This window comes from Desulfosarcina sp. (genome assembly GCF_041551955.1).
Taxonomy (GTDB): domain Bacteria; phylum Desulfobacterota; class Desulfobacteria; order Desulfobacterales; family Desulfosarcinaceae; genus Desulfosarcina.
Genome location: NZ_JBFELV010000037.1, coordinates 1 through 22,045, shown reverse-complemented (window position 1 = coordinate 22,045; position 22,045 = coordinate 1). Strand labels below are relative to the sequence as shown.

At 59.0% G+C, this 22,045-nt stretch carries 18 protein-coding genes; 4 read left to right on the top strand and 14 right to left on the bottom strand.

Annotated elements, in window-relative coordinates; genetic code table 11:
- The 13 genes from ABYV26_RS05000 to ABYV26_RS04940 all read right to left on the bottom strand — a co-directional run.
- The coding region (locus ABYV26_RS05000; protein ID WP_372678753.1) for an NADH-quinone oxidoreductase subunit N at positions 1–824 on the bottom strand (824 nt) is incomplete at its 3' end.
- Complete coding sequence (locus ABYV26_RS04995) at positions 821–2,296, bottom strand: NuoM family protein (RefSeq protein ID WP_372678756.1); 1,476 nt, start codon at positions 2,294–2,296, stop codon at positions 821–823. The genes ABYV26_RS05000 and ABYV26_RS04995, both read right to left, overlap by 4 nt.
- A gap of 2 nt (positions 2,297–2,298) precedes the next feature.
- Complete coding sequence (locus ABYV26_RS04990; RefSeq protein ID WP_372678751.1) at positions 2,299–4,203, bottom strand: NADH-quinone oxidoreductase subunit L; 1,905 nt, start codon at positions 4,201–4,203, stop codon at positions 2,299–2,301.
- A gap of 2 nt (positions 4,204–4,205) precedes the next feature.
- Complete coding sequence (gene nuoK / locus ABYV26_RS04985; protein ID WP_372678750.1) at positions 4,206–4,526, bottom strand: NADH-quinone oxidoreductase subunit NuoK; 321 nt, start codon at positions 4,524–4,526, stop codon at positions 4,206–4,208.
- The gene (locus ABYV26_RS04980; protein WP_372678748.1) at positions 4,523–5,050 is read right to left on the bottom strand and encodes an NADH-quinone oxidoreductase subunit J; all 528 of its coding nucleotides are present in this window, start codon (positions 5,048–5,050) and stop codon (positions 4,523–4,525) included. The genes nuoK and ABYV26_RS04980 overlap by 4 nt, the downstream gene beginning before the upstream one ends.
- Before the next feature lie 61 nt (positions 5,051–5,111).
- Entirely contained in the window at positions 5,112–5,603 is a 492-nt protein-coding gene (locus tag ABYV26_RS04975) for a DUF3795 domain-containing protein (RefSeq protein ID WP_372678746.1), read from the bottom strand.
- 59 nt (positions 5,604–5,662) lie between these two features.
- Positions 5,663–6,247 (bottom strand): NADH-quinone oxidoreductase subunit NuoI, encoded by a 585-nt coding sequence (gene nuoI, locus ABYV26_RS04970; RefSeq protein ID WP_372678744.1) that lies wholly within the window; start codon positions 6,245–6,247, stop codon positions 5,663–5,665.
- The gene (gene nuoH / locus ABYV26_RS04965) at positions 6,244–7,236 is read right to left on the bottom strand and encodes an NADH-quinone oxidoreductase subunit NuoH (protein WP_372678742.1); all 993 of its coding nucleotides are present in this window, start codon (positions 7,234–7,236) and stop codon (positions 6,244–6,246) included. The genes nuoI and nuoH overlap by 4 nt, the downstream gene beginning before the upstream one ends.
- A 35-nt stretch (positions 7,237–7,271) precedes the next feature.
- Positions 7,272–9,713 (bottom strand): molybdopterin-dependent oxidoreductase, encoded by a 2,442-nt coding sequence (locus tag ABYV26_RS04960; RefSeq protein ID WP_372678740.1) that lies wholly within the window; start codon positions 9,711–9,713, stop codon positions 7,272–7,274.
- A 257-nt stretch (positions 9,714–9,970) separates the two neighbouring features.
- Positions 9,971–11,248, bottom strand: a complete 1,278-nt coding sequence (locus ABYV26_RS04955) for an NADH-quinone oxidoreductase subunit F (protein WP_372678738.1) — start codon at positions 11,246–11,248, stop codon at positions 9,971–9,973.
- On the bottom strand, positions 11,245–11,721 hold the full coding sequence (gene nuoE / locus ABYV26_RS04950) for an NADH-quinone oxidoreductase subunit NuoE (protein ID WP_372678736.1): 477 nt from the start codon (positions 11,719–11,721) through the stop codon (positions 11,245–11,247). Before nuoE ends, ABYV26_RS04955 begins: the two co-directional genes overlap by 4 nt.
- Before the next feature lie 160 nt (positions 11,722–11,881).
- A complete protein-coding gene (locus tag ABYV26_RS04945) occupies positions 11,882–14,287 on the bottom strand; it encodes an NADH-quinone oxidoreductase subunit B/C/D (protein ID WP_372678755.1) in 2,406 nt (801 codons plus the stop codon).
- Entirely contained in the window at positions 14,245–14,649 is a 405-nt protein-coding gene (locus ABYV26_RS04940; RefSeq protein ID WP_372678734.1) for an NADH-quinone oxidoreductase subunit A, read from the bottom strand. Before ABYV26_RS04940 ends, ABYV26_RS04945 begins: the two co-directional genes overlap by 43 nt.
- A gap of 263 nt (positions 14,650–14,912) precedes the next feature.
- Between ABYV26_RS04940 and ABYV26_RS04935 the strand changes: the two genes are divergently transcribed.
- The 3 genes from ABYV26_RS04935 (at position 14,913) to ABYV26_RS04925 (ending at position 18,496) form a co-directional block, all read left to right on the top strand.
- Positions 14,913–16,175: a sigma-54 interaction domain-containing protein gene (locus tag ABYV26_RS04935; protein ID WP_372678733.1), complete on the top strand. Its 1,263-nt coding sequence runs from the start codon at positions 14,913–14,915 to the stop codon at positions 16,173–16,175.
- Positions 16,176–16,447: 272 nt separating this feature from the next.
- Positions 16,448–16,777, top strand: a complete 330-nt coding sequence (locus ABYV26_RS04930) for a hypothetical protein (RefSeq protein ID WP_372678731.1) — start codon at positions 16,448–16,450, stop codon at positions 16,775–16,777.
- A gap of 438 nt (positions 16,778–17,215) precedes the next feature.
- Positions 17,216–18,496 (top strand): 4Fe-4S dicluster domain-containing protein, encoded by a 1,281-nt coding sequence (locus ABYV26_RS04925; RefSeq protein ID WP_372678729.1) that lies wholly within the window; start codon positions 17,216–17,218, stop codon positions 18,494–18,496.
- A gap of 30 nt (positions 18,497–18,526) precedes the next feature.
- Here ABYV26_RS04925 and ABYV26_RS04920 read toward each other — a convergent pair whose 3' ends face one another.
- A complete protein-coding gene (locus tag ABYV26_RS04920) occupies positions 18,527–21,766 on the bottom strand; it encodes a DUF748 domain-containing protein (protein ID WP_372678727.1) in 3,240 nt (1,079 codons plus the stop codon).
- A gap of 43 nt (positions 21,767–21,809) precedes the next feature.
- Here ABYV26_RS04920 and ABYV26_RS04915 point away from each other — a divergent pair.
- The coding region (locus ABYV26_RS04915; protein ID WP_372678725.1) for a hypothetical protein at positions 21,810–22,045 on the top strand (236 nt) is incomplete at its 3' end.

Genomic DNA, 22,045 nt, shown 5'->3' with positions numbered 1-22,045 from the left:
GTCATGGAGATCACGGCCATGGCGATCAGCCCTCTGGCCAGCAGGTCGCTGTTGCCCGGGGCCATTGCGATCATGCGCAGCAAAATAGCCACGGCGGCGACCTTGGAGACCGCGGCAATAAAGGCCGCCACCTGGTTGGGTGCGCCCTGGTAGGCTTCCGGTGCCCAGAAATGGAAGGGAAAGACGGCCAGCTTGAAGAAGAACCCGGCCAGGGTCAAAAGCAGCCCGGTTACGACCACGGGATGGCCCATCATGGCGGGCAGCCGCTGGACCAGCATATCGATGTGCACCGCACCGGTAACCCCGTAGATCAGTGCCAGGCCGAAGAGCATGATGGCCGATGCGCTGGCCCCCACCAGAAAATAGCGCAGTCCCGTAATCATCCCCCAGCGATGCTCCCGACGCAGGAAAACCAGGATGTAGAGTGAATAGCTGGACAGTTCCAGGGCCAGAACGATCGCCAGCAGGTGGACCGCAGAGGCCAGCATCATCATGGACAGCGTGCAGACGGCCAGCAGAAAATACCCCTCCCCATGGTGCGAGGGGGCCACTCCTTGAAAGTCGTCGCAAAGAAAAATTACCAGGAAAAAACCGATGGCGAGCAGGGCCTTGAAAACCTGGGAGAAAAGATCCACCCGGTAGACGTGGTTGAACAGGTCGCCGCTCATCGTCGCACAGGCAATGGCGGCCGCCACGGTGAAAGCGGCCATGGTCACGGCCAACTGGTAGTCCCTTCGCGGATCCGGTTTCAGGCAGGCCATGACCAGAAACAGCGCTGCCGCCGCCAGCAGGGTCAATTCGGGAGTGAGCAGTATCCAGTTCATCGCAATCCAATCAATTGCATCGTGGCCGTATGGATCATATCAAACAGCAGGCCCGGAAAGAGACCGAACAGCACGATCACCGACACCAAAATGACGCGGGGCACGGCCAGCACGGCCGTGATGTCCTTCAGGTCGGCAAATTTCTCCAGCGGCGGTCCATAGCAGGTTTTTTGAACCACCCGCAGCATGAAGAGGGCGCTTACCGCCAGCGCCCCGATGGCCAACGCGCCGGCTACCGGGTAGACCCGCACGCAGGACATGAACACCACCAGTTCACCCCAGAAGCTTGCCAGGCAGGGAACGCCGATTCCGGTCAGCGCGGCAATGATGAAAAAGCTGGTCGCCCGTGGCATGATCCGGCTCAGCCCTCCCAGTTCGGCGATGGCCTTGGTGTGGGTCCGGTCGTAGATATAGCCGACCGACGAAAAGAAGAGCGCTGTCATGATGCCATGGGCGAACATCTGGAACACCGCCCCGTTGATGCCGTCGACCGTCATGGTGGACAGCCCCAGACCGACAATGCCCATGTGCGCCACGCTGGAGTAGCCGATCACGTATTTTAGATCGGTCTGATTCAACCCGACGAAGGTGCCGTAGACAATGCCGCAGACTGCCAGCGCAGCCATGAGCGGCGCCCAGTACTGCCATCCTTCCGGGCACAGGAACATGCCCACCCGCAGGATGTCGAATGCGCCGATTTTCATCAACACGCCGGCGTGAATCATGGATACCGCCGTGGGTGCCGCCACATGCCCCACCGGCGACCAGGTGTGGAAAGGAAAGACCCCGGCCAGGATGCCGAAGCCGATGTAAAGCAGGAAAAATGCGATGCGCTGCTGCGCCGGGGTAAACCGGTCGCCCTCCATCAGGGCCAGCAGATCAAAGGTCATGGCGCCTGAGTGAACCACCAGGTAGACGATGGCCGGCAGAATCAGCGCGCTGCCGGCCAGCAGGTAGAGAGTCAGTTTCATGGCCCCGTATTCCTTGCGGGTGCTTCCCCAGATGGCGATGAGCAGGTACATGGGAAACAGGGAGACATCGAACCAGACGAAAATGAAAAACAGGTCCAGGCTCATGAACAGGCCGAAGACACCGGTCACGAGCAGGAAAACCAGGGCGAAGAACTCCTTGACCCGCAGTTCCATCTCCCAACAGGTCAGCACGGCGGTAAAAAAAACGATGCCGGTCAACAGCAGCATGGGCAGGGCGAAGCCGTCTACCCCGTTGAAATAGGCAATGCCCAGTGCGGGAATCCAGGCCACCCGCTCGATGAACTGGTAGCCGCCGGCCTGCTGGTCATAGGCGATGAACAGATAGATCGAGATGGCCAAGGTGAGGCCGCTGAACACGGCGCTGACGATTTTAATGGCCCGCGTATGCCTTGCGGGAATGGCTAAAATCGACAGCAGACCTGCGACACAGCAGAGCAGCAGCGTGGTTAAAAAGGGAAAGTCCGCCAGCTGGTATGCCATGATCACGCGCCCCATCCAATGAAAAGAATCAAACCGATTACCGCCGCGACCATGATCATGAGCCGGTACTGGATCATGCCGCCGTGCACCCAGTCGATCACCCGCCCCAGCCCGATGGTCGATCGGCCCAGCCCGTCCAGTGCGCCGTCAATCACACGCCGGTCGTTGGCGGTAAACAGCCGCGACACGCCCCGGTAAACCAGTGTATCCAGAAAAAAGCGGTAGAGTCGGTCCAAATACCAGCGTTGGCCGAACAGGTCGGCCAGCAACGGGATGCGTTCCACCCAGCCGATCTGCCGGGCTTTTTTGCGGCCGTATTCGAACCAGGCCTGAAATATAGCCACCGCGGCCAGCAGGCACGCAGCCACCGGCAGCCAGCTATGGTGGGCCGGCATTGCCGTTTCAACCCCTGTGCCGGCGCGCGCAAGGAAATCCTGCAGCGGCGTCTGGAAAAATCCCAGGATGACGGTGACACCCGCCAGGCACCATAGTACCACGGCCATGGATCGTTCGCCCCCGGCGCTGTGGTGGCCGCCGTGGGTGTCCGTTGGCGGGGTGTCGGCCGCATCACGGGGGAACAAAATGATGAAAATCAGGCGAAACGAGTAGTAGGTGGTCAAAAACGCGCCCACTGCCGCGGCCAGAAAGGCGACGGGGTGCCCGCTGTCCAGCAAGTGGCCCAGAATGATATCCTTGCTGAAAAATCCGGAAAGCGGCGGCAGGCCGGAAAGCGCCCCCGCCCCCACGATCGTGCAGACCACCGCCGACTTGAGCCGGCGCCCACCCTGCCGGCCGATTTCGAACATATCGTTGGTGCCGCAGTGATGAATGAACACACCGGCGCACAGGAACAACAGCGCCTTGAATCCGGCATGGGTGATCAGGTGAAACGCGCCGGCAAAAAGGCTGCCGGCGCCCAGCCCCATGAGCATGAAACCCAATTGGCTGATGGTGGAATAGGCCCAGACCTGTTTGATGTCCCGTGCCACCATGGCCATGGTGGACGCCAGCAGCATGCTGATCGTGCCGATGGCCAGGCACACCGCCATGGCTGTCGGCGAGAGCGAGAAAAAGCCGAACAGCCTGGAAAACAGATAGACGCCGGCGGCCACCATGGTTGCCGAATGCAGCAGGGCGCTCACCGGTGTGGGGCCCTCCATGGCGTCGGGCAGCCAGGTGAGCAGCGGAAACTGGGCGCTCTTGCCGACGATGCCACCGAAGATCAGCAGGGCGGTCAGCGTGATCATGCCGGGCGACAGCTGCGCCCCCACCGTTGCAGGGTCGGTCAGCACCGGGATGTCCAGGGTTCCCAGCTGCAGCCAGAGCAGCACCAGCCCCAGCAGAAAGGCCACATCGCCTGTGCGCGTCATCACAAAGGCCTTTTTGCCGGCTTCGCTGGCGCTGAATTTGTCGAACCAAAACCCGATGAGCAAGTAGGAAGCCAGCCCCACCAGTTCCCAGAAGATGTAAATTTGCAGCAGTGAGCTGGAGACGGTCAGGGTCAGCATGGCCCAGGCGAAGAGGGACATGCAGCCGTAATAGCGCCCAAAGCCCGGATCCCCGGCCATGTAGCCCAGCGAGTAGACCTGAACCAGAAAGCTGATCGCAGCCACCACGGCGAACATCGACAGGCTGGTCGGGTCCAGCAGGATGCCGATGGGAATCGTCATCTGCCCGGAAACCATCCAGACCGCCTGGAAAATCAGCGGTGCTTGCATCTGCCAATGCTGCACCAGCAGGTAGACGGCCGCCAGCAGCGACAGGCTGGCGGCCCCAATGGAGATAGCCGCCGAGAGGCGGTGCCGGGACCGGGTGGCCAGCATGATCACAGCGAAGGCCAATAGGGGCAGCAGCAGAGCTGCGGCGGTGACGATCAGGCTGTTGGGAAGCGGGGTTGCCGGTTGCATGGCTATCGCGGCCCTCCTTTTTCCCACAACGCTGCATTCATGTCCGGATCGACCGAATCCGTACGCCGGTAAACCACGAGGATGGCGGCCAGACCGATGGACACCTCGGTGGCGGCAACCGCCAGGATAAAAATGACGATGGCCTGACCTTCCATCTGCTGCCAGTGCAGGGATGCGCCCACAAAGCCCACCGCGGCGGCATTGAGCATGATTTCGATTCCCAACAGCATCATGATCAGGTTTCGTCGGGCCAGGGTGCAGAACATCCCCAGGCTGAACAGTAGCCCCGAGAGCAGCAGAATGTGGTTCAGCGGAACGATCACGGCGCCTCCTTTCGGGTGTCTGCCGACGGTCCGCGAACCCGGCGGCCCAAGATATAGGCACCGACCAGGGCCACCAGCAGCAGCATGGAGGCGATTTCCACGGCCAGCCAGTGGGTTTGAAACAGGTAAACACCAAAGGCCATCGGCGATGCCTGGGCCGCCGGCATGGGGGCCCATCCCGACGCGTTCCGGCCGACCATTGCCGAACTGACGGTCAGAAAGCCCGCGCTGATCAAGATGGCCGGCAGCAGCTGTCCGACCGGAAAGAACATGCCTGGCAGCTTTTTCAGCCGGATCATCATGATCAAAAACAGAAACAGCACCATGATCGCGCCGGCGTAGATGATGATCTCCAGCGCCGCCAGAAAGGGCGCGCCCAGCAGGTAAAAGAGCATGGCCGTGCCGAAAAACGACAGCACCAGATACAGCACGGCATGCACCATGTTGCGCCGGGTGACGGCCATGGCCGTGGCGACGATGATCAGCAAGGCGATGGCGTAAAATAAAAGGGTCAGGATGGACATGGTTGAATGCCCTGTTTGACAAGTTGGGTTACATTCGACTGGTTAGCATATCGACCAGACACTAGTCCAGATCAAGCTTCACTTTGCACCGATTGCATGTTACCACGCCCCGGAAAACGGTGTTGCCGCATTCAGGGCAGACATAGCGGGCCTCCTCATCTTGAACCCACTTTTCAGTACCGACTTTTCGCCTGTAGGGAACCGCCCGTAAAATGACCTTCTTTCCAACTGTCATCGGAAAATTGTCAATGTGCCGACAGGGGAACGCGTCGCACTGATGACACCCGGCATATCCTTTTTTTTGGGTGCAGTCCCTGATTTCACACTGCCTGCAATGCATGAACCGGTCGTCGGACAGGCACCCCCGGCATCGAATATCTTCGGCTGAAAGGTTGTCGCCGTTCGGAAGCCTGCCCTTGCCATCAACGCCTCCCCGGTAAAGCCCCGCCAATCGCTCCTGAAATTTTTGATTCTTATCACGATGGGCGATATGAATGGCACATACACCGCAGTAAAGCCCACAAGGTGAAAGAAAATCCGGATTGATTGTCATCGGCCAATCTCCCTGGAAGAAGATTTAACTTTTCGGTTTCGACGTCGTCAATTATGTTGTCAGGGCAAGTTGCTCTTGACATTGACCGGCGGCGCCTCACTGGCATGCTCGCCTTTGCCGCGTTCGTCGGTGGTCACGCCGGCGTGCTCGTAAAAATTGTAGGACGGATCCTTACCGCAGCCGTCCACCAGCAGATCCTTTTTTTCAAACACCATTGTTAGGATGTCCCGCTGGACGTTCTCGAAATCCGGCGTGAGTTGGATGGCCGAGGTTGGGCAGGCCTCTTCGCACAGGCCGCAGTAGATGCAGCGGCCGAAATTGATGCGGAACCAGCGGGCGTAGCGCCGCCCGTCGGGCTGTTCGGCACTCTGCATGCTGATGCAGCTCACCGGGCAGACCGCCGAGCAGAGGTAGCAGGCCACACAGCGCTCGCGACCGTCGGGGTCACGGGTCAGCACGATGCGCGCCCGCGAGCGTTCGGGCAGCTGACGCTTGAATTCCAGGTAGGACTCGGTGATCGGTTTGCGCGCCAGGTGTTTGGCCGTGGTGGCGAACCCCTCCACCAGGGCTTTGAGGGCCGACAACCCTGAACTTTCAGCGGGTTTCAACGGTTTTTCATCAGTTTTTATTTTATCTTCGCTCATATCGTCCCAAATTGAATAAACGCCCCCGTCACCACTATATTGATCAGCGACGCCGGAATCAGCACTTTCCAGCCTAACGCCATGAGCTGATCGTAGCGCAGCCGCGGCAGCGTGCCGCGGATCCAGATCATGATCACGGCCACGATCAAAATCTTCAACATCAGCCAGACCACCGGCGGCAGCAGCGGCCCGTGCCAGCCGCCCAGGAAAAAGACCGCCGTCAGCGCCCCCAGCACCTGGATGTGGACATATTCTCCCAGAAAAAACAGGCCGAAGCGCATGCCGCTGTACTCGGTGTGAAACCCGGCCCCCAATTCGTTTTCCGCTTCAGGCAGGTCGAAGGGAATACGCTTGCTCTCGGCCATGGCGCTGATCACGAAGATGGCGAACGAGACTGGTTGGAGTAGGATGAACGGAAGACCGGCCTGGGCATCCACGATGGCCGTGAGGCTGAACGACCCGGCCAGCATCACTACCGGTACCAGTGAAAGCCCCAGGGCCAGCTCATAGCTGATCATCTGGGCTGCTCCGCGGATGCCCCCCAGCAGGGCGAACTTGGAGTTTGAGGCCCAGCCGCCCAATGCCACGCCGTAGACCCCCAGCGACGACAGGGCGAATACGAAAAGCAGCCCGACATTCAAGTCGGTGATCACCATGGGAACGGGACGGCCAAACACCTGCACGTCCGGCCCCAGGGGCACCACGGCGAACATCAGCAACGCCGTAACGGCGACCACGGCCGGCGCCAGGCGGAAGATGAACCCGTCTGCCGCCGAGGGTACGATGTCTTCCTTGGTGAGCAGCTTGATGGCATCGGCGATGGGCTGGAGCAGACCGAAAATGCCGGCCCGGTTGGGCCCGAGGCGGATCTGCAGCCGGGCCAGCAGTTTGCGCTCCAGCCACACCAGGTAGCTTGCCGCCAGCAGCAACCCGCCCAACATGACGGCGATCTTGATCAGCAGTACGATAAGGCCGAGCAGGGTGTCCATACGATATCCGTCATCCCATTATGGTTCGATTGCCTTTACTCTGCGCTATCAGCTTTCAGCTGTGAGCGAGCCAATATCACCCGTGTCTCTCCAAACACCTGCCATTCCAGAAGATGGTGCCTGGGGACCACCATCACCCCAGGCGCCATGCGCGGATCGGCCTGCACGGGCACCGTCAGCCGGCCTGCGTTCATGGTTATCGTGACGGGCTTGCCTTCCGTCAAACCAAGGCTTGCCATGGTGTCCGGATGCAGGCGCGCCAAGGGCGGGGCTTCCACCTTTGCCAACGTCGGAGACAGGGCCGACAGTGTTTCGGTGCCGAAGGTCCAGTCCACCAGCAGCAGGACAACGCTATCGGAACCGGAACCGTTGGCTGTCGGCACGGGTCTCTCCGCGGATTCGAAGCCAGCGTGGGAAACCGCATTCAGGTCAATGCGCTGTCCCGCTGCTGCGGCGCTTGTCGTATCGACTGCCGGATGAAAATCGGCCAGGGCAGATTTCAAGGTTTCTTCTTGGGTCGTGTTGACCGCTTTGCCATATTCCTCAGCCAGCGCTGCCATCGCGCGCCAAGCAGCCAGCTGTTCACTGCCGGGAATGTGTGATTCGAACACGCGCGGCGGATGATCCAACGCGCCGGTGACCTCGATGGCCTCAGCGCCGGCCATCACAGCCGATGCCCCCTGTAATCTGCCCTCCTGATTGATCCAGTGGCCGCCGGATTCGTAGATCGGCTGTGTCGGTATGAAATAGCTTGCCTCATGGTTCAACGGGGAGTTTACATAATCGAGCAATACCAGGTGATCCAGCCTTTTCAGGGCTGCCTGCAGGCGTTCGCGGTCCGGGAACTCGTGCCAGAGATCCTGTTCAACTGCCACCAACAGGCGAACGCTGCCATTCTCGATACGATCGAGAACCGCTTCCGTGGAGAGCCGTCCATCTTGGGCCAGGGCCGCGGCAAACGCATTCGCACCGGTCAGGGTATAAAACAGCCCGGCCACCTTATGGGTCCGGCACAGTGTCTGGGCAAGATCACCCGCCAGTGCAATTTCCCATGACGTCAGGATGTCGGTGCCGCAAATGACAACCGGCCGTGGACTGGCGTTCAACCGTCGGGCCAACCTCCTTACATTGAATTCCGTCGAGACCCCCGTCGCCTCGCCGCCGCCAATCTCCTGAATCAGGGCCTGCACGATGGCGCCCATGGCCGACGGATGAGCGGCCCAGTGATCGAAATCGAAAGGAAGCTTGACACCCCGTGGATCGATCACGGTCACATGGCCCCCCTGCCGCTGCACCTGGCGCAGCGAAACGGCCAGCATGGGGGCTTCGTTGAGCGGATCCGCACCGATGACCAGCACATCATGGACCTTGGTATCGGCGGCCAGGGAGACGGCCAGTTCCGGTCTGAGACAACCAACGGCGGTTTTTTGGTTCAAGGCCTGCCGGACAGTTGGGGTTGCAGCTGGACCGGTCCACACGCGCCGCTCACAAGCCTGTTTGAGTACGGCCAAGGTTTCCAGGTTGCTGCGTGACGAGGTCACGACAGCCACACTTTCGGGGCCATGTTGCGCGACCGTCTGCTGGATGGCCTCTCTTGCCCCGGCAAGGATATCGACGATGGGTCCCGGGTATCCGGCGGCCATGGCTTGCCGTGGCCGGTCGGCGGCGCTGGCATAAGCGTATCCATAGCGTCCCCGATCGCAGAGGAAATGACCGTTGACATCCAGGTTGGGCCGGGCCTCTTGGCGCACGACTCGACGGTAACGGGCCGATGCCGTCAGGTTGCAGCCAAGGGAACAATGCAGGCACAAAGATGGATGTCTCTCATAATCCCAGCGCCGCCCGAAATATCGCGATGGTTTATCCGTGTACACCCCTGTGGGGCAGAGGTCGGTCAGGTTCCCTGCAAAGGGACTTTCCAGGACACCGGATGCGCTGCGGCCGAAATAGACCCGGCTGCCGATTCCCATCACGCCTAGATCCCGGTATCCGGTGAATTCCTGGTAGTATCGCGAGCAGCGATAGCACTGGATGCAGCGGTTCATTTCGTGCTGGACCAGCGGTCCCAGGTCTTGGTTGTTGTGGGTGCGTTTGAGGCCCCGGTAGCGGCGCAGGCCATGGCCGCCGGCAATGGTCATGTCCTGCAGCAGGCAGTGGCCGCCTTCGTCGCACACCGGACAGTCGTGGGGATGGTGAAGCATGAGCCATTCGATGACGTGCCGCCTGAAATCCACGGCTTCGCCATCGGTGGTCGAAACCACCATGCCGTCCTGGGCGTCGATCATGCAGCTCATCTGGATGCCCTTGACCGGCCCTTCCGTAAAGGCCACGGCGCAGACCCGGCACGCCCCCACCGATCCTAGCGCCGGGTGATAGCAAAAACGCGGGATCATGATGCCCAGCCGTTCGGCCGCTTCGATCACCTTGGTGCCGGAGGGGACATTGGTTTCTCGATTGTCGATCTTGAGGGTTGGCATGATAGTTATTTAGCTGGCTGCCTTCGTGTGGCCTTTGTTGTTGCTTCAGATCAGTTGAAAAAAGGGTTCAAGGATTCGAGGATCCAAGGGGTCAAGTGATTGTATTCAAATATCTTAGAAAAATTTGCTGGTTCGTTCATCTCTATGCGCGTTTTTATCTTACCAAATTGGAGAGCTGTGATTTTCCCTTGAATCCTTGACCCCTCGACCCCTTGGACCCTTATATTTTCGCCCTGGGCCGCAAGATGCCCTTTCCTTCATTTCTTGAACGGGCATCCCTTGCCCTCTATATGCGCCATCACTTCATCCTCAAAGTGCTTCAGCAGGCTTTCGATGGGGGCCACCCCACCCGGTGCAAAGGCGCAGTATGACTTCCACAGGTGACGGCACATGGTCTTGATCATGGGAATGAAATCCGCCTCTCCCTGTCCGTTTTCGATGCGCCGCAACAGGTCCTGCAGGTAGGGAAATCCCTCCCGACAGGGCGTGCACCAGCCGCAGGACTCCCGGGCGAAAAACTCGGTCAGGTTTAAGGTTGCCGCCACCATGCAGGTGTGGTGGTCGAACACCATGACGGCCCCGGTCCCCAGGCGGTTGCCCGCTTTTTTCAGGGAATCGAAATCCATCGCGATATGGTAATGGTCCGCGGTCAGGAATCCAGTTGAAGCGCCTCCCGGCAGGCAGGCCTTGAACGCCGCCCCGTCCTTCATGCCGCCGCAGCAGGTTTCGATGATCTCCGAGAGTTTGACGCCCAGAGGCAGCTCATAGCAGCCCGGCTGGTTGACCTTGCCCGAGACGCAGAAGAGTTTGGTGCCGGCGGCCTCCGGTGACAAGGCCAGATCCTTGAACCACTGCGCCCCGTTTCTAACGATATGGGGGATACAGGCCAGGGTCTCCACGTTATTGATCAATGTGGGCTTTCCCCACAACCCTTTGTCGGTGGCATAGGGCGGCGGCTGTTTGGGGTTGGGCCGGATGCCCTGTAGGGCGTTGATCTGGGCAGTCACCTCACCGCAGATGTAGCGGCCGCCGCTGCGGTGGACGACGATCTCGAAGTCGTAATCGCTGTCGAGGATACGTTCCCCCAACAATCCTTCCTGACGGGCGATGCCGACTTCCCGCTCCAGGATTCTCGCGGCGCTCTCATATTCGGGCCGAATAAAGATAATGCCGTGGGATGCCTTGATCGAATAGGCCGCCAGGGTCATGCCCTCGATGAGCATGTGCGGCTCGGCATGCAGAAACACCCGATCCTTGAAGGTGCCCGGCTCCATCTCATCGGCGTTGCAGACCATATAGCGCGGAAAGGGTGCATCTTCGGCTACGGTCTGTACTTTGATACCGGCCGGAAATCCGGCGCCGCCGCGTCCCAGCAGGAGGGCATCGGCCAGGCGCTTTTTGACTTCCTGACGGTCCATTTCCGTCAGGACCTGGCGCAGGGCCTCATATCCACCCGCCTCCCGGTACTCCGCCAGCGTGGTGATGCGGTCCGGTTTGCGGTGTTCGAGCAGCACCTGTGGATAAGTTGCGGTCAAGAATGCTTCTCCTTGAGGGTGTCGATCAGCTGATCGAGGGTTGCGAGGGTCAGCGGGCCATGTACCTTGCGGTCGACCAGAATGGCCGGGGCCCGGTCGCAGTAGCCGATGCAGCACACCGGCAGCAGGGTGAACAGCCCGTCGGCCGTGGTCTCGCCCATGCGGATGCCCAGCCGCTCGCACAGATGCGCCACCAGGTTTTCACCGTTTTCCATCCAGCAGATCAGGCTGTCGCACACGTGAATGACGTGCCGGCCCACCGGCTCTCGGTAGATGAAGGTGTAGAAGGTGGCTAACTCGTCCAATTCCAGCGGTGTCATGCCCAGCAGGTCGCCTGCCTGGGCCATCGCCTCGTCGGAAAAGTAGCCGAAATGGTCCTGCAGGGCATTGATCACGTCGATGGCCATCTCACGCGGATGGGCCACCCGGGCGATTTTCTCTTGCAGCTCAGTTTTTAGTGTTTCTGGCAGCATATACTCAATAAATCGATAGCCAATGGTTGTCGGGCGGTTTCGTAAGAGATCCGAGATCAAGGCCTGCAAATCCCGAAGAGCGAGGCGTACACAAAGTACGCCGCAGCGATGAGGGATGAAGCATAACGCAGATATCGGATCTCTTACGGAGCCGCCATATTTAGCGGTCGATATCCGGCAGTATGTAGTCCACCGACCCGATGATGGTGATCAGATCGGAGAGCGACCATCCCTTGGCCATCAGCGGCAGGGCTTGCACATTGGCGAATCCCGGTGCCCGGATGCGCATGCGATAGGCATAGCCGATCCCGTCGCTGACCACAAAATAGCCCTGCTCACCACGGGGGATCTCGCAAGAGACATAGGCCTGGCCTCTGGGAATTTTCGGCCCCCGGGTCACATTGATAAAATGGTGGATCAGGCTTTCGATATCCGTGAGCATATCCTTGCGTGCCGGGATCACGTAGCGGTAGTCGTCGGTGACGGTGCGTCCCGGGGGCATTTGTTCGGCTGCCTGGCGGATGATGCGCAGGCTCTGGCGCATCTCCTCGATACGTACGATGTAGCGAGCGTAGCAGTCGCCGCCCTCGGCCGTGGGGATGTCGAAATCGAACTGGTCGTAGCCGCTGTAGGGAAAGGCTTTGCGCAGATCCCAGGCCAAGCCGCAGGCGCGCAGGTTGGGGCCGCTGACCCCCCAGGTCACGGCCTCGTCCAGGCTGATGGCGCCTACGCCCAGGGTCCGTGCACGAAAAATGGGATTATGTGTGATCAGGGCTTCGTATTCATCCATGCGCCTGGAAAATGTACCGGTAAAAGCGTCTACGGCGTCTTTCCAGCCCTCGGGTAGGTCGGCGGCTACACCGCCGATGCGGAACCATGAGGCGTGCAGCCGCCCGCCGGTGATCAGCTCGACGATGTCCATGATCTTTTCGCGTTCCCGGAAGGTATAAAAAGTTGGGGTCATGGCGCCCACGTCATGGGCGTAGGTGCCCAGCCAGACCAGATGGTTGCTCAGGCGAAACAGCTCGCTGAGCAGCACCCGGATGCACTGGGCGCGGGTGGGCACGTCGATGCCGGTCAGCTTCTCCACGGCCATCACATAGGGCAGGTTGTTGGCCGCCCCGGCCAGATAGTCCACCCGGTCAGTGTAGGGGATGAACTGGTGCCAGGTCTGCCGTTCCCCGATCTTTTCCGCTGCCCGATGGTGGTAGCCGATCTCGATATCCATGTCGGTGATGGTTTCCCCGTCCAGGCCCAGTATGTAGCGGATCAGGCCGTGGGTGCTCACATGGTGGGGGCCCACATTGATGATCAGGTCCTGCCGGCCGCCGCGGTCTTTGACAAAGAAGCCGCCGTCGCGCGGTTGCAGCCGACGGGCGTCGCTTTGGGTGTAAGGATCCATTTCCGTGGCCCGCCCGGGGTGGGACTTGCGCAGCGGGTGACCCAGCCAGTGATCCGGCATCAGGATCCGCCTCAGGTCCGGATGCCCGTCAAAACCGATGCCGAACATGTCGTAGACTTCGCGCTCGTACCAGGCGGCGGACGGCCAGATGCCGGTGATGCTGGGGACGGTTGGGGATTCACCGGCCAGGTTCACGGTCAAGCGAAGCCGGGTGGGTGGATCGAAAGCCAGCAGATGGTAAACCAAGGTAAAATCGTGATCCGGTTCGCGGTTGCGACGGGCCGATTCGTCGATGGCGGTCAGGTCGTCCAGCCTGCGGAATCGAGGCGACGCATCATTTTTCAAATAGGCCAGCACCTTCCGGATGGCCTGTGGGTTGACGGCAAATGCGGTCATATCGCTGGTGGGCGTTATCACGCGGATCGCATCGCCAAAGCGCTGCCGCATTGCTTCGGCCAGCTGTCGGTCCGTCTCTGTCCATGCGCGCTCGGCCGGCGGTGGGGACCACATTCCGTCGCTGCGGCTTTGGGCAAAGTTGGGCGGGGTTACCGACGTGCCCCGAATGGCGGTGCCGGCCATGCCCGGGCCGCGCGGATCGCGACTTTTGGAAACACCGTCCACCAGCACCGGCTGCTGCGTTCCCTGTGTGCCACCGGCCAGGTGAAAAATAGGTCGGGCCGGTTTTTCCTGGACGATCTTCTCCTGCAGCTTGACCAGACCGGCCAGGACCGCCTCGGGCCGCGGCGGGCAACCGGGAATGTAAAGATCCACCGGCAGGATCTGGTTGACGCCCTGGACCACGCTGTAGGCATCGTACATTCCGCCGGTGTTGGAACACGAACCCATGGAGACGACCCACTTGGGTTCGGCCATCTGTTCGTAAAGCCGCAGGACCACCGGTGCGATCTTTTTGAAAACCGTTCCGGAAATGATCAGCAGGTCCGCCTGTCGTGGCGAGGGCCGCAGCACCTCGGCGCCGAAACGGGCCATATCATAGCGGGCGGTGAAGACAGTGGCCTCTTCCACGAAGCAGCAGGAGAGGCCGAAAAACATGGGCCACAGGCTGTACTTGCGGGCCCAGTTGACCACCACGTCCGCACCGGCCAGGGCGATGTCGGAATTTAATCGCGATGCGGACCCCACTCGAGGCCTCCTTTCACCCAGATGTAGACCAGACCGGCAATCAGAACGGCGATAAAAAATTCGATCTGGAACCAGCCAGCCCAGCCCAGCGGACGGCTGGCCACCGCCCAGGAGAAGATGTAGGCTCCCTCCACGTCGAAAATCAGAAAGAAGATGGCTACCATGAAAAAAGGCACCGGGTAGCGCAGTCTTGCCAGACCGGTGGGGATGATACCGCTTTCGTAAACGCGCAATTTTTCATCGTTAGGTTGTTGCTGGCCCAGCCAGCGGGACAAAAAGAGAAGGGCAATGGTAAGTGCGATGACGACGACAGCATAAAGGGACAGGCTGAACATACCGGGCTGCCATGGGGACAAAAGGGCGTGGGCTTCAATCGGCTGCACGTTTCACCTTCGTTCTTCGAGGGTTGGGCTGACGAGGTACAGGGAAATGTGGCAAGCTATCAACTATTCACTCTGTGTGGCGGCTATTGAGTCGGATAATAAGTCGGCTTCCCCTACAATGTCAAGGAAGACCCCGCGCATTGTAATTTTTTAATCCTGTCGTAATTTAGCCTTGGGTGCTGATTTGCCCGACCCGAACGGTGCGTTCAACAACCAATACTTACAAACGACCTGAACCAATTCAAAACATCGTGGAGCACCGCATGGTTGCATCGTCCATCCATCTGCCGGAGGATTTTCACTCTTTAAAGGAGAAGTGCAGGAATCTGGAAAGCCGGTGCGCCGCGTATGTCCAATCGTTGGAAGTGGCCAACGACAAGTTGGCAGCTGAAATCACCAAACGCAAAAAAGCTGAAGAAGCGATCCAGAAGGCTTACGATGAGCTGGAAAAAACCGTGGCCGAGAGAACCAAAGAGATTCGGCTGCTGAAAGATCGGCTGCATGCTGAGAATGTATTTCTCAAACAGGAACTCGCCGCGTCCCACGCTTATGGCACGATTATCGGCGACAGCCACCCGATAAAAACAGTCATTTCGCAGATCGAACTGGTGGCACCTACCGATGCCAATGTACTGATACACGGTGAGTCCGGTACCGGAAAGGAATTGGTCGCCCGTGAAATTCACAAGCACAGCAACCGAAAAGAAAAACCGTTGATCAAGGTGAATTGCGCGACGATTCCCAAAGAACTCTATGAAAGCGAATTTTTCGGCCACGTCAAAGGGTCCTTTACCGGTGCGGTAAAAGATCGAATCGGCAGGTTCGAGGCTGCCGACGGCGGGACCATATTCTTGGACGAGGTGGGCGAAATCCCTTTCGATTTGCAAAGTAAGCTGCTGCGCATTCTCCAGGAAGGCGAATACGAGCGCCTCGGAGAAGACAACACCAGGAAAGTGGATGTTCGGATTATTGCCGCAACCAATAAAGATCTTCAAAGGGAAGTCGCTGACAAACGATTTCGTGACGATTTGTTCTATCGGCTGAATGTGTTTCCGATCCAGATCGCCCCCTTGAGGGTCCGCAAAACGGACATCCAGCCGCTGGCCACCCATTTTACCCGGAAGCTTTCAAGTGAGCTGAATGTTCCATGCCCCCGATTAACCAAAGCCAATCTGATCGACCTGCGATCCTACGACTGGCCGGGCAATGTCAGGGAGCTTGAAAATGCAATTGAGCGGGCGATCATCCTTGCCCGGTCCAAGGAGCTGAATTTCAGTCTCATCAAATCGGGGTTTCAATTTAGCGAAAGCCTGCCGGCGGTCAGTCTGCCGGATGGCGATGCGCAAGGACGGGTGATGACTGAAGTGGAAATAAAACAAATCGAGCGTCAAAACACGATCAACGCGCTGATCCGCTGTCAGTGGAAAATATATGGAAAATCGGGTGCCGCCCATTTGTTGGCGATCAAACCGACGACGCTGATCGAGAGAATGAAGCGAATGCATATCCGCAAGCCAATCAAGTAGTCGTTCACAATCACCGCATCCTCCCCGGTGATGGCGCACATCCCGCATTTCGTCAAGATTTTGACAATAAAGCTCAATGCATTGGTTGCATCAATTTTTTGAGTCGATAAAAAACCGTGGCTTATTTTGTTTGCAATTTAAAATCAGGCGGTTATCAACGACTTGGATAGTTGGCCTGATTCTTGTTGGGCATGGGGGTAAATGATCGACCCGCCATCCCATCGTCCCTAATATCCACACTCCAGCCAAATGCGGTCGCGAAGAGGCGTGTTATGGAAATCAATAATCTGGAAATAAACATCCTCTATTTCATATGCAATCCGCTCAACGGACATCTGCACGACGGGACGATCAACCCGGCGGGTATCTACGAAGAATTTTCAGATCTCCCCAATCGAAGCGTCACCGCGGTGATCGAGTCCATGGAAACTGACGGATTGATCACGGTGGATCGGTTGCGGTCTCAATTATCGATTACGGAAAATGGAATCAACCGGCTTCAGTCCACCATCGCCTGTCACATCTACCAATTCGAGAGTTGTGGATGTAGTCGTCTGATCGGGTGGCAGCGGCCAGGGCAGTACACTGGACCTACTCAATAAGGAGTAAAACCGATGATGAACGCATTTAAATCAAAGGCCAAACGATGTTGCACAAGAGCGTATGAAGGATTGACTCGACAGCTTGTTTCTTGTGAGATGGAATCCAACACGCCGGAACAAAGACATGCCTGCTATCGCCAGGCGGCAAAAACCAGCGGCCGACTGGCTAAGGCATGCATCGCTGAAGGGTGAGAACCAATCCCATCTACATCAGGGCACCCGGCAGGAGGCGTCAACGCCGGCAACCTCCCCGAATCGGTAACCCCCGCTGCCGGTCGGAGAGAAATAGAGATTCCGCTCACCGGGGCCGCGGGGATGCTTCAATTTGAAACCTTCCTTGTATTTTGGTATGTTACAACATGGGTTGTCACACACCATCCGTCCTCGATTCGTGCGGTATGGGTGGGATAGAAACCGGTTCTCAGCCAGGAACATGCCATGGCTCATATCGGCTCCCAATCTGCATACCAACGTTTGACCGAACGCCTCAACCGTTTCCCCCAAGGCGCTCCGCCTACTGAACTGCTCTCCAAAATATTGAAGGTTCTTTTCGATCAACGGGAAGCCGAACTGGTGTCACTGCTTCCGATCCGACCGTTCACGGTGAAGCGGGCTGCCGGCGTCTGGCGCATGTCCGAGAGTAAAGCACACAAGATCCTGGACGGTCTGGCCGAAAAAGCCCTGCTGGTGGATTTTCTTGTGGACGGCGACATGCACTACGTGCTGCCGCCACCCATGGCCGGATTTTTCGAATTCTCCATGATGCGCATACGCAAGGACATCGATCAGAAGCTGCTGGCAGAGCTGTTTTACCAATACTTGAACGTCGAGGAAGACTTCGTCCGGGAGTTGTTCACCGAAGGGCAGACCCAGCTCGGGCGGGCCTTTGTACATGAACCGGCACTGTCGGAGGAAAACGCCCTGCATATCCTGGACTACGAGCGGGCCAGCGAAGTGATCCAATCCGCCACCCACCGGGGCATCAGCATGTGCTATTGCCGGCACAAGATGAAGCATGTGGACAAGGCCTGCACCGCGCCCATGGACATCTGCATGACCTTCAACACCTCGGCCGAATCGTTGATCCGCCACGGGCATGCACGGGCTGTGGGTATTTCCGAATGCCTGGAGCTGCTGGCAAGGGCCCGTGAGAACAACCTCGTCCAATTCGGCGAAAATGTAAGGCAGGGGGTCAACTTCATCTGCAACTGCTGCGGTTGTTGCTGCGAAGCGATGATCGCCGCACGCCGATTTGCCGTGATGCATCCGATCCACACCACCAATTTTCTGCCCCGGGTGGACCAGACCACCTGCAATGGCTGCGGTGGGTGTGTGACCCTGTGCCCGGTGGCGGCCATGACGCTTGATTCGGCCAACGATCCCAGGCATCCAAAAAGGAAGGTGGCCCGGGTGGACCCCAACCGCTGCCTGGGATGCGGTGTGTGCATCAGGGCCTGCACCAGGACCGGCAGCCTGTATCTCGAATACCGCACGCAGCGGGTGCTCACCCCGCTAAATTCCGTCCACCGGGCAGTGGTAATGGCTGTCGAGCGCGGCAAACTGCAGAACCTGCTTTTAGACAACCACATCCTGTGGTACCATCGGGCCCTGGCTGCCGTGCTGGGTGTCATCCTGCGCCTGCCGCCGGTAGCACGGGCCATGGCCACCGACCAGGTCAAGTCCCGTTATTTGGAGGCGCTGGCGTTGCGGTTTTCATAAATTACGCTTCATCCTGCTATCATGCTGGGCCTATTTCAGGCTGAAGATCACCCGCCCTTTATCGACCCCTTGCGGTTCCTGCGCCGCGGCAGCGTCGCGGGGTTTCACGATAAAGATACGTTCCCGATCCACCTGGCCTTTTTCCAGCAGGTAATTTTTGGCATTGAAGGCACGGGCATTGGCCAGTCTGCGGTAATCGTCTTCGGCGACAGCGGTGTGGTCACGCAACATTTGTTCCATGATCTCCGGGATCAGTTCGACGGGCTTGCCGTTGCTGTCCAGCGGGGCTGGAAAAGCGTTTTCAGTATACACCTTCGCCAGGATATCCGCACGTTCCCCGGCGCTCAGCACGATCTCCTCCAGCGGGACGGCGCTTTTTCCTGATTTCATCATTTCCTGGAGTTTTTCGGCCTTTAGCCTGTTTTCCAGCAGCACGGTTTGCAGGGCCTTGCCGTCGGCTTTCATCGTTGCCGAGCCTTGAATGTCAAGGTTCAATCCCGGCCGCTCAAAAAGGATCTTGGCCAGCTTGTCCATCTTCGCAGCGTTTTCCTGGCCGATGGTGCTGACACCGGCAGCGAAGTCCAGGTAGCTCAATTCCTCGCCGCCGCCCGCCAGGGTTCCCAGGGCGGCAAAGGGAGAGGAGACGATCTTGACGATGAGGTTTTTAAGTACCGTCAGCACCACTCTGCCGATCTTGAACTGGGGGTCGTCCAGGTTGCCGCTGACCGGCAGGTCCAGCGCGATGTTTCCCTCGCGGTCTTTCAACAGGGCAATGGCCAGCTTGATCGGCAGGCTTACGGCATCAGGGCTCTCCACCGAGTCTCCCAGCATGAGTTGATTGATATAGATACTGTTGGTCGCTTCCAGCATCCGGTTCTCCATGCGATAGGCCACGTTGAAGGTCAGCTTCCCTTTTTCCAGGATATAGCCGATGTATTTGCCGGAATAGGGCGAAAAAGGGCTCAGCTCGATATCGGAGATATTGAGGTTCAGGTCCACGAAGGGGTTGTCGGTCAACGGATTGATCTGACCGGTGATTTTAACCGGCGCGTGGCTGCCCCACATACCATCCAGCAGCACGTCCGCCCGTTTTTCGGCAATGGATGCCAGCCCGGAAACCTGCCCCCCAAGATCTTGAAAGCGGGCGTTGTAATTGGGCTTGATGAAGTGGTCGGAAAAATCCACCTCCCCGCCGCTCAAGGCGACTCGGGCGATGCGGATGGACGGGTTTTCGACAGGGGAAGGCGATGTATCCGGGATTGGCCTTCCGCCGACGGTCCGGCCGGCATCTGCCGCCTCGGGCTTCGGGTGGTCGAACATGGAAACCAGGTTGACACTGCCGTCCGGGTCGACGATCACCCGGGCGAAAAAATCGGCGAGGGAGACCTGCTCGATCGACATCCGGGTGGGGTTCACCGCTAACTCGAGATTGTCGAGAAGCAGTGCCTCCCATTTAAGAAAATCGTTGGCATTTTTACGGTCAATGGAGGCAAGCTGGTTGAGCCCTGCCTTGCCCGTATAGGTGGCCACCGGTGCGCCTCCGGTTTTCTGGTTCAAGACCATCCGGCCTTCCGTATTGAAGAACCCCTGGGTGACGATGAGTCCCGCCTGTTCAGAGAGGTATGGCTGGAATGGGCGGACGTCCATATTTGTGACTTTGACGGCCATATCCAGGGCAAGGGGCGCGATGGTGATCCTGCCGCCGGCCTGAACCTGGCCGTCATTCTGCCAGCGCAGGGTAAGGTCTGCCTTGCCCGTTGTGTCGGGCGCCGTGGAGAGACCCGAGGCGGACAGGCTGATTCCGTTCAGGTTGAACCGGACCGGTTCTTCCGGACTCTGGTCTTTCACATCCACGGAACCATCAGCAATCTTGAGGGCCTTTAAATTGACGACGAAGGGCTCGGCTGCCGCGTCGTTCGGATGTGTCTTGGTCCCATCCGCCGCCGCACCGCGATTTACCGGGCCTACGGCGCTATTGGCCGGAACAAAGGCTTTAACCAGATTCAGCGACCCATCCTTTTCCCGGCGGCAGGAGATATGCGCCCCGGACAGTTCAAGACTGCCCAGGGTCACCTCACGCCTGGCCAGTTCTGCACTGGTGCCGGCCAGACTCAGCCGGTCGAGAGATATCAGGGGGGCGTCGTCAGCCTCGTCGACAACCTTGAGTGCATCCACATCGAGATGGATGTTGGCCAGGGAGACCCGGGGGGTATTGTCTTCCTTGCCAATTTGGTAGCTTCCGCCGAACGAAATCCTGCCGTCAACGGTTTTGAACGCAAAAAGATCCTTGTAGTAGGGCGTGTAGCGGGAAGCTTGGACCTCCGTGACATCGATTTCCCCCGACACCTGGAGCGGTGCGAGGGAAGCGGTTCCGGACAGGCTGACGGACTCGTCGGCTTCGGTTTTCAACGCAAGCCGGTAGGCAGCGGTGCGGTCGCTGTTGAGACCGAAGTTGTCGACCTCCAGGTTGAGGTCGGTGATGGTGGTGGAAAACGGGTCGCTGTTGGAACGGTCTTGAAAGTGGAGGATGCCCGCTTGCAGGTTCAGCCGATCGATGGTGAGCATCGGCTCAAATCTGCCGGTCGTATCTTCAGCCGCTGCCTCCTGCCCCTGGTCGTAGGCCTTCACCGCGAGAAATGGCAGGTACAGGTCCCCCGTCGGCAACCGTTTCAAAAATATTTCCGGGCCGGAAAGGTCCACCTGGGCGATCCGAACCTGGCCGGTGAGCACCGTTGAGGGCAGCAGATCGATTTTCAGGTTCCGGTGGTTTACGAAGGGGTCGTTCTTGCCGTCGGCCAGCTCTACATCCTGGAGAGAAAGCAGGCCGGCCACAACCAGTTCCGGCTGGTTGTCCGCCTTCATGCGGAAGTTGATTTCAGTTTCCGTTTCCAGCTGAAGAGAGTGCACCATCAGATTTTCAGGCAGCGGAACATAGGGCAAGTAGTGTGTCACCTGCAACGATTTGAGATCGATTGTGGCCTTGGTTTCCCGTTCGGGACTGAAGGGGCGCGTATTGCCATCCAGAGCGAACGCAGCGCCGTTGATCCGGGCGGATAGGTTGAACCGGCTGGTGACATCCACATCGGCCTGGCGGGAGGAGAAATCTGAGACGCTCAGGTTCAGTTCGTCGATGTGGTGAGTGACCGAGACCACCCGGTCGTCGATAACGATCCGGCCACCGATGATGCGCGTGTCGTATACCGCCACAGCCAACCCGCCGGCCGCGGCCGGTTTTCTGGCCCATCCGGCCGGTTCTCCTGCCCTGCCCAATTTGCCAGCCCGCCATCAGACCTGTTCCACGACCAGAGTGACCATGCGCATCCTGCTTTCGCTCCCCCTCGCCTTCCCGGCCGCGGCGCAGATGGCGCCGATGCCGCCCCTCGATCCGGAGACCTATCGCTCGGCGTCGGGGCGCTGGGAGCTCACCGTCGATCCGTCGCACCGCGACGGGAGAGGGGAGTCCGAGTGCACGCTCGTACGCGAGGGTGAGGTGGCCTGGCGGCTCGTGCTGCCGTTCACCTTCCGGTACGCGGCGGTGACGGACGAGGG

What these genes read in the sequence shown, in the direction of transcription:
- nuoE (WP_372678736.1), bottom strand. Translation starts at nt 11,721, where the DNA reads ATGCTGCCAGAAACACTAAAAACTGAGCTGCAAGAGAAAATCGCCCGG.
- ABYV26_RS04930 (WP_372678731.1), top strand. Translation starts at nt 16,448, where the DNA reads ATGGAAATCAATAATCTGGAAATAAACATCCTCTATTTCATATGCAAT.
- ABYV26_RS04960 (WP_372678740.1), bottom strand. Translation starts at nt 9,713, where the DNA reads ATGCCAACCCTCAAGATCGACAATCGAGAAACCAATGTCCCCTCCGGC.
- ABYV26_RS04990 (WP_372678751.1), bottom strand. Translation starts at nt 4,203, where the DNA reads ATGCAACCGGCAACCCCGCTTCCCAACAGCCTGATCGTCACCGCCGCA.
- ABYV26_RS04980 (WP_372678748.1), bottom strand. Translation starts at nt 5,050, where the DNA reads ATGTCCATCCTGACCCTTTTATTTTACGCCATCGCCTTGCTGATCATC.
- nuoI (WP_372678744.1), bottom strand. Translation starts at nt 6,247, where the DNA reads ATGAGCGAAGATAAAATAAAAACTGATGAAAAACCGTTGAAACCCGCT.
- ABYV26_RS04975 (WP_372678746.1), bottom strand. Translation starts at nt 5,603, where the DNA reads ATGACAATCAATCCGGATTTTCTTTCACCTTGTGGGCTTTACTGCGGT.
- ABYV26_RS04935 (WP_372678733.1), top strand. Translation starts at nt 14,913, where the DNA reads ATGGTTGCATCGTCCATCCATCTGCCGGAGGATTTTCACTCTTTAAAG.
- ABYV26_RS04925 (WP_372678729.1), top strand. Translation starts at nt 17,216, where the DNA reads ATGGCTCATATCGGCTCCCAATCTGCATACCAACGTTTGACCGAACGC.
- nuoH (WP_372678742.1), bottom strand. Translation starts at nt 7,236, where the DNA reads ATGGACACCCTGCTCGGCCTTATCGTACTGCTGATCAAGATCGCCGTC.
- ABYV26_RS04995 (WP_372678756.1), bottom strand. Translation starts at nt 2,296, where the DNA reads ATGGCATACCAGCTGGCGGACTTTCCCTTTTTAACCACGCTGCTGCTC.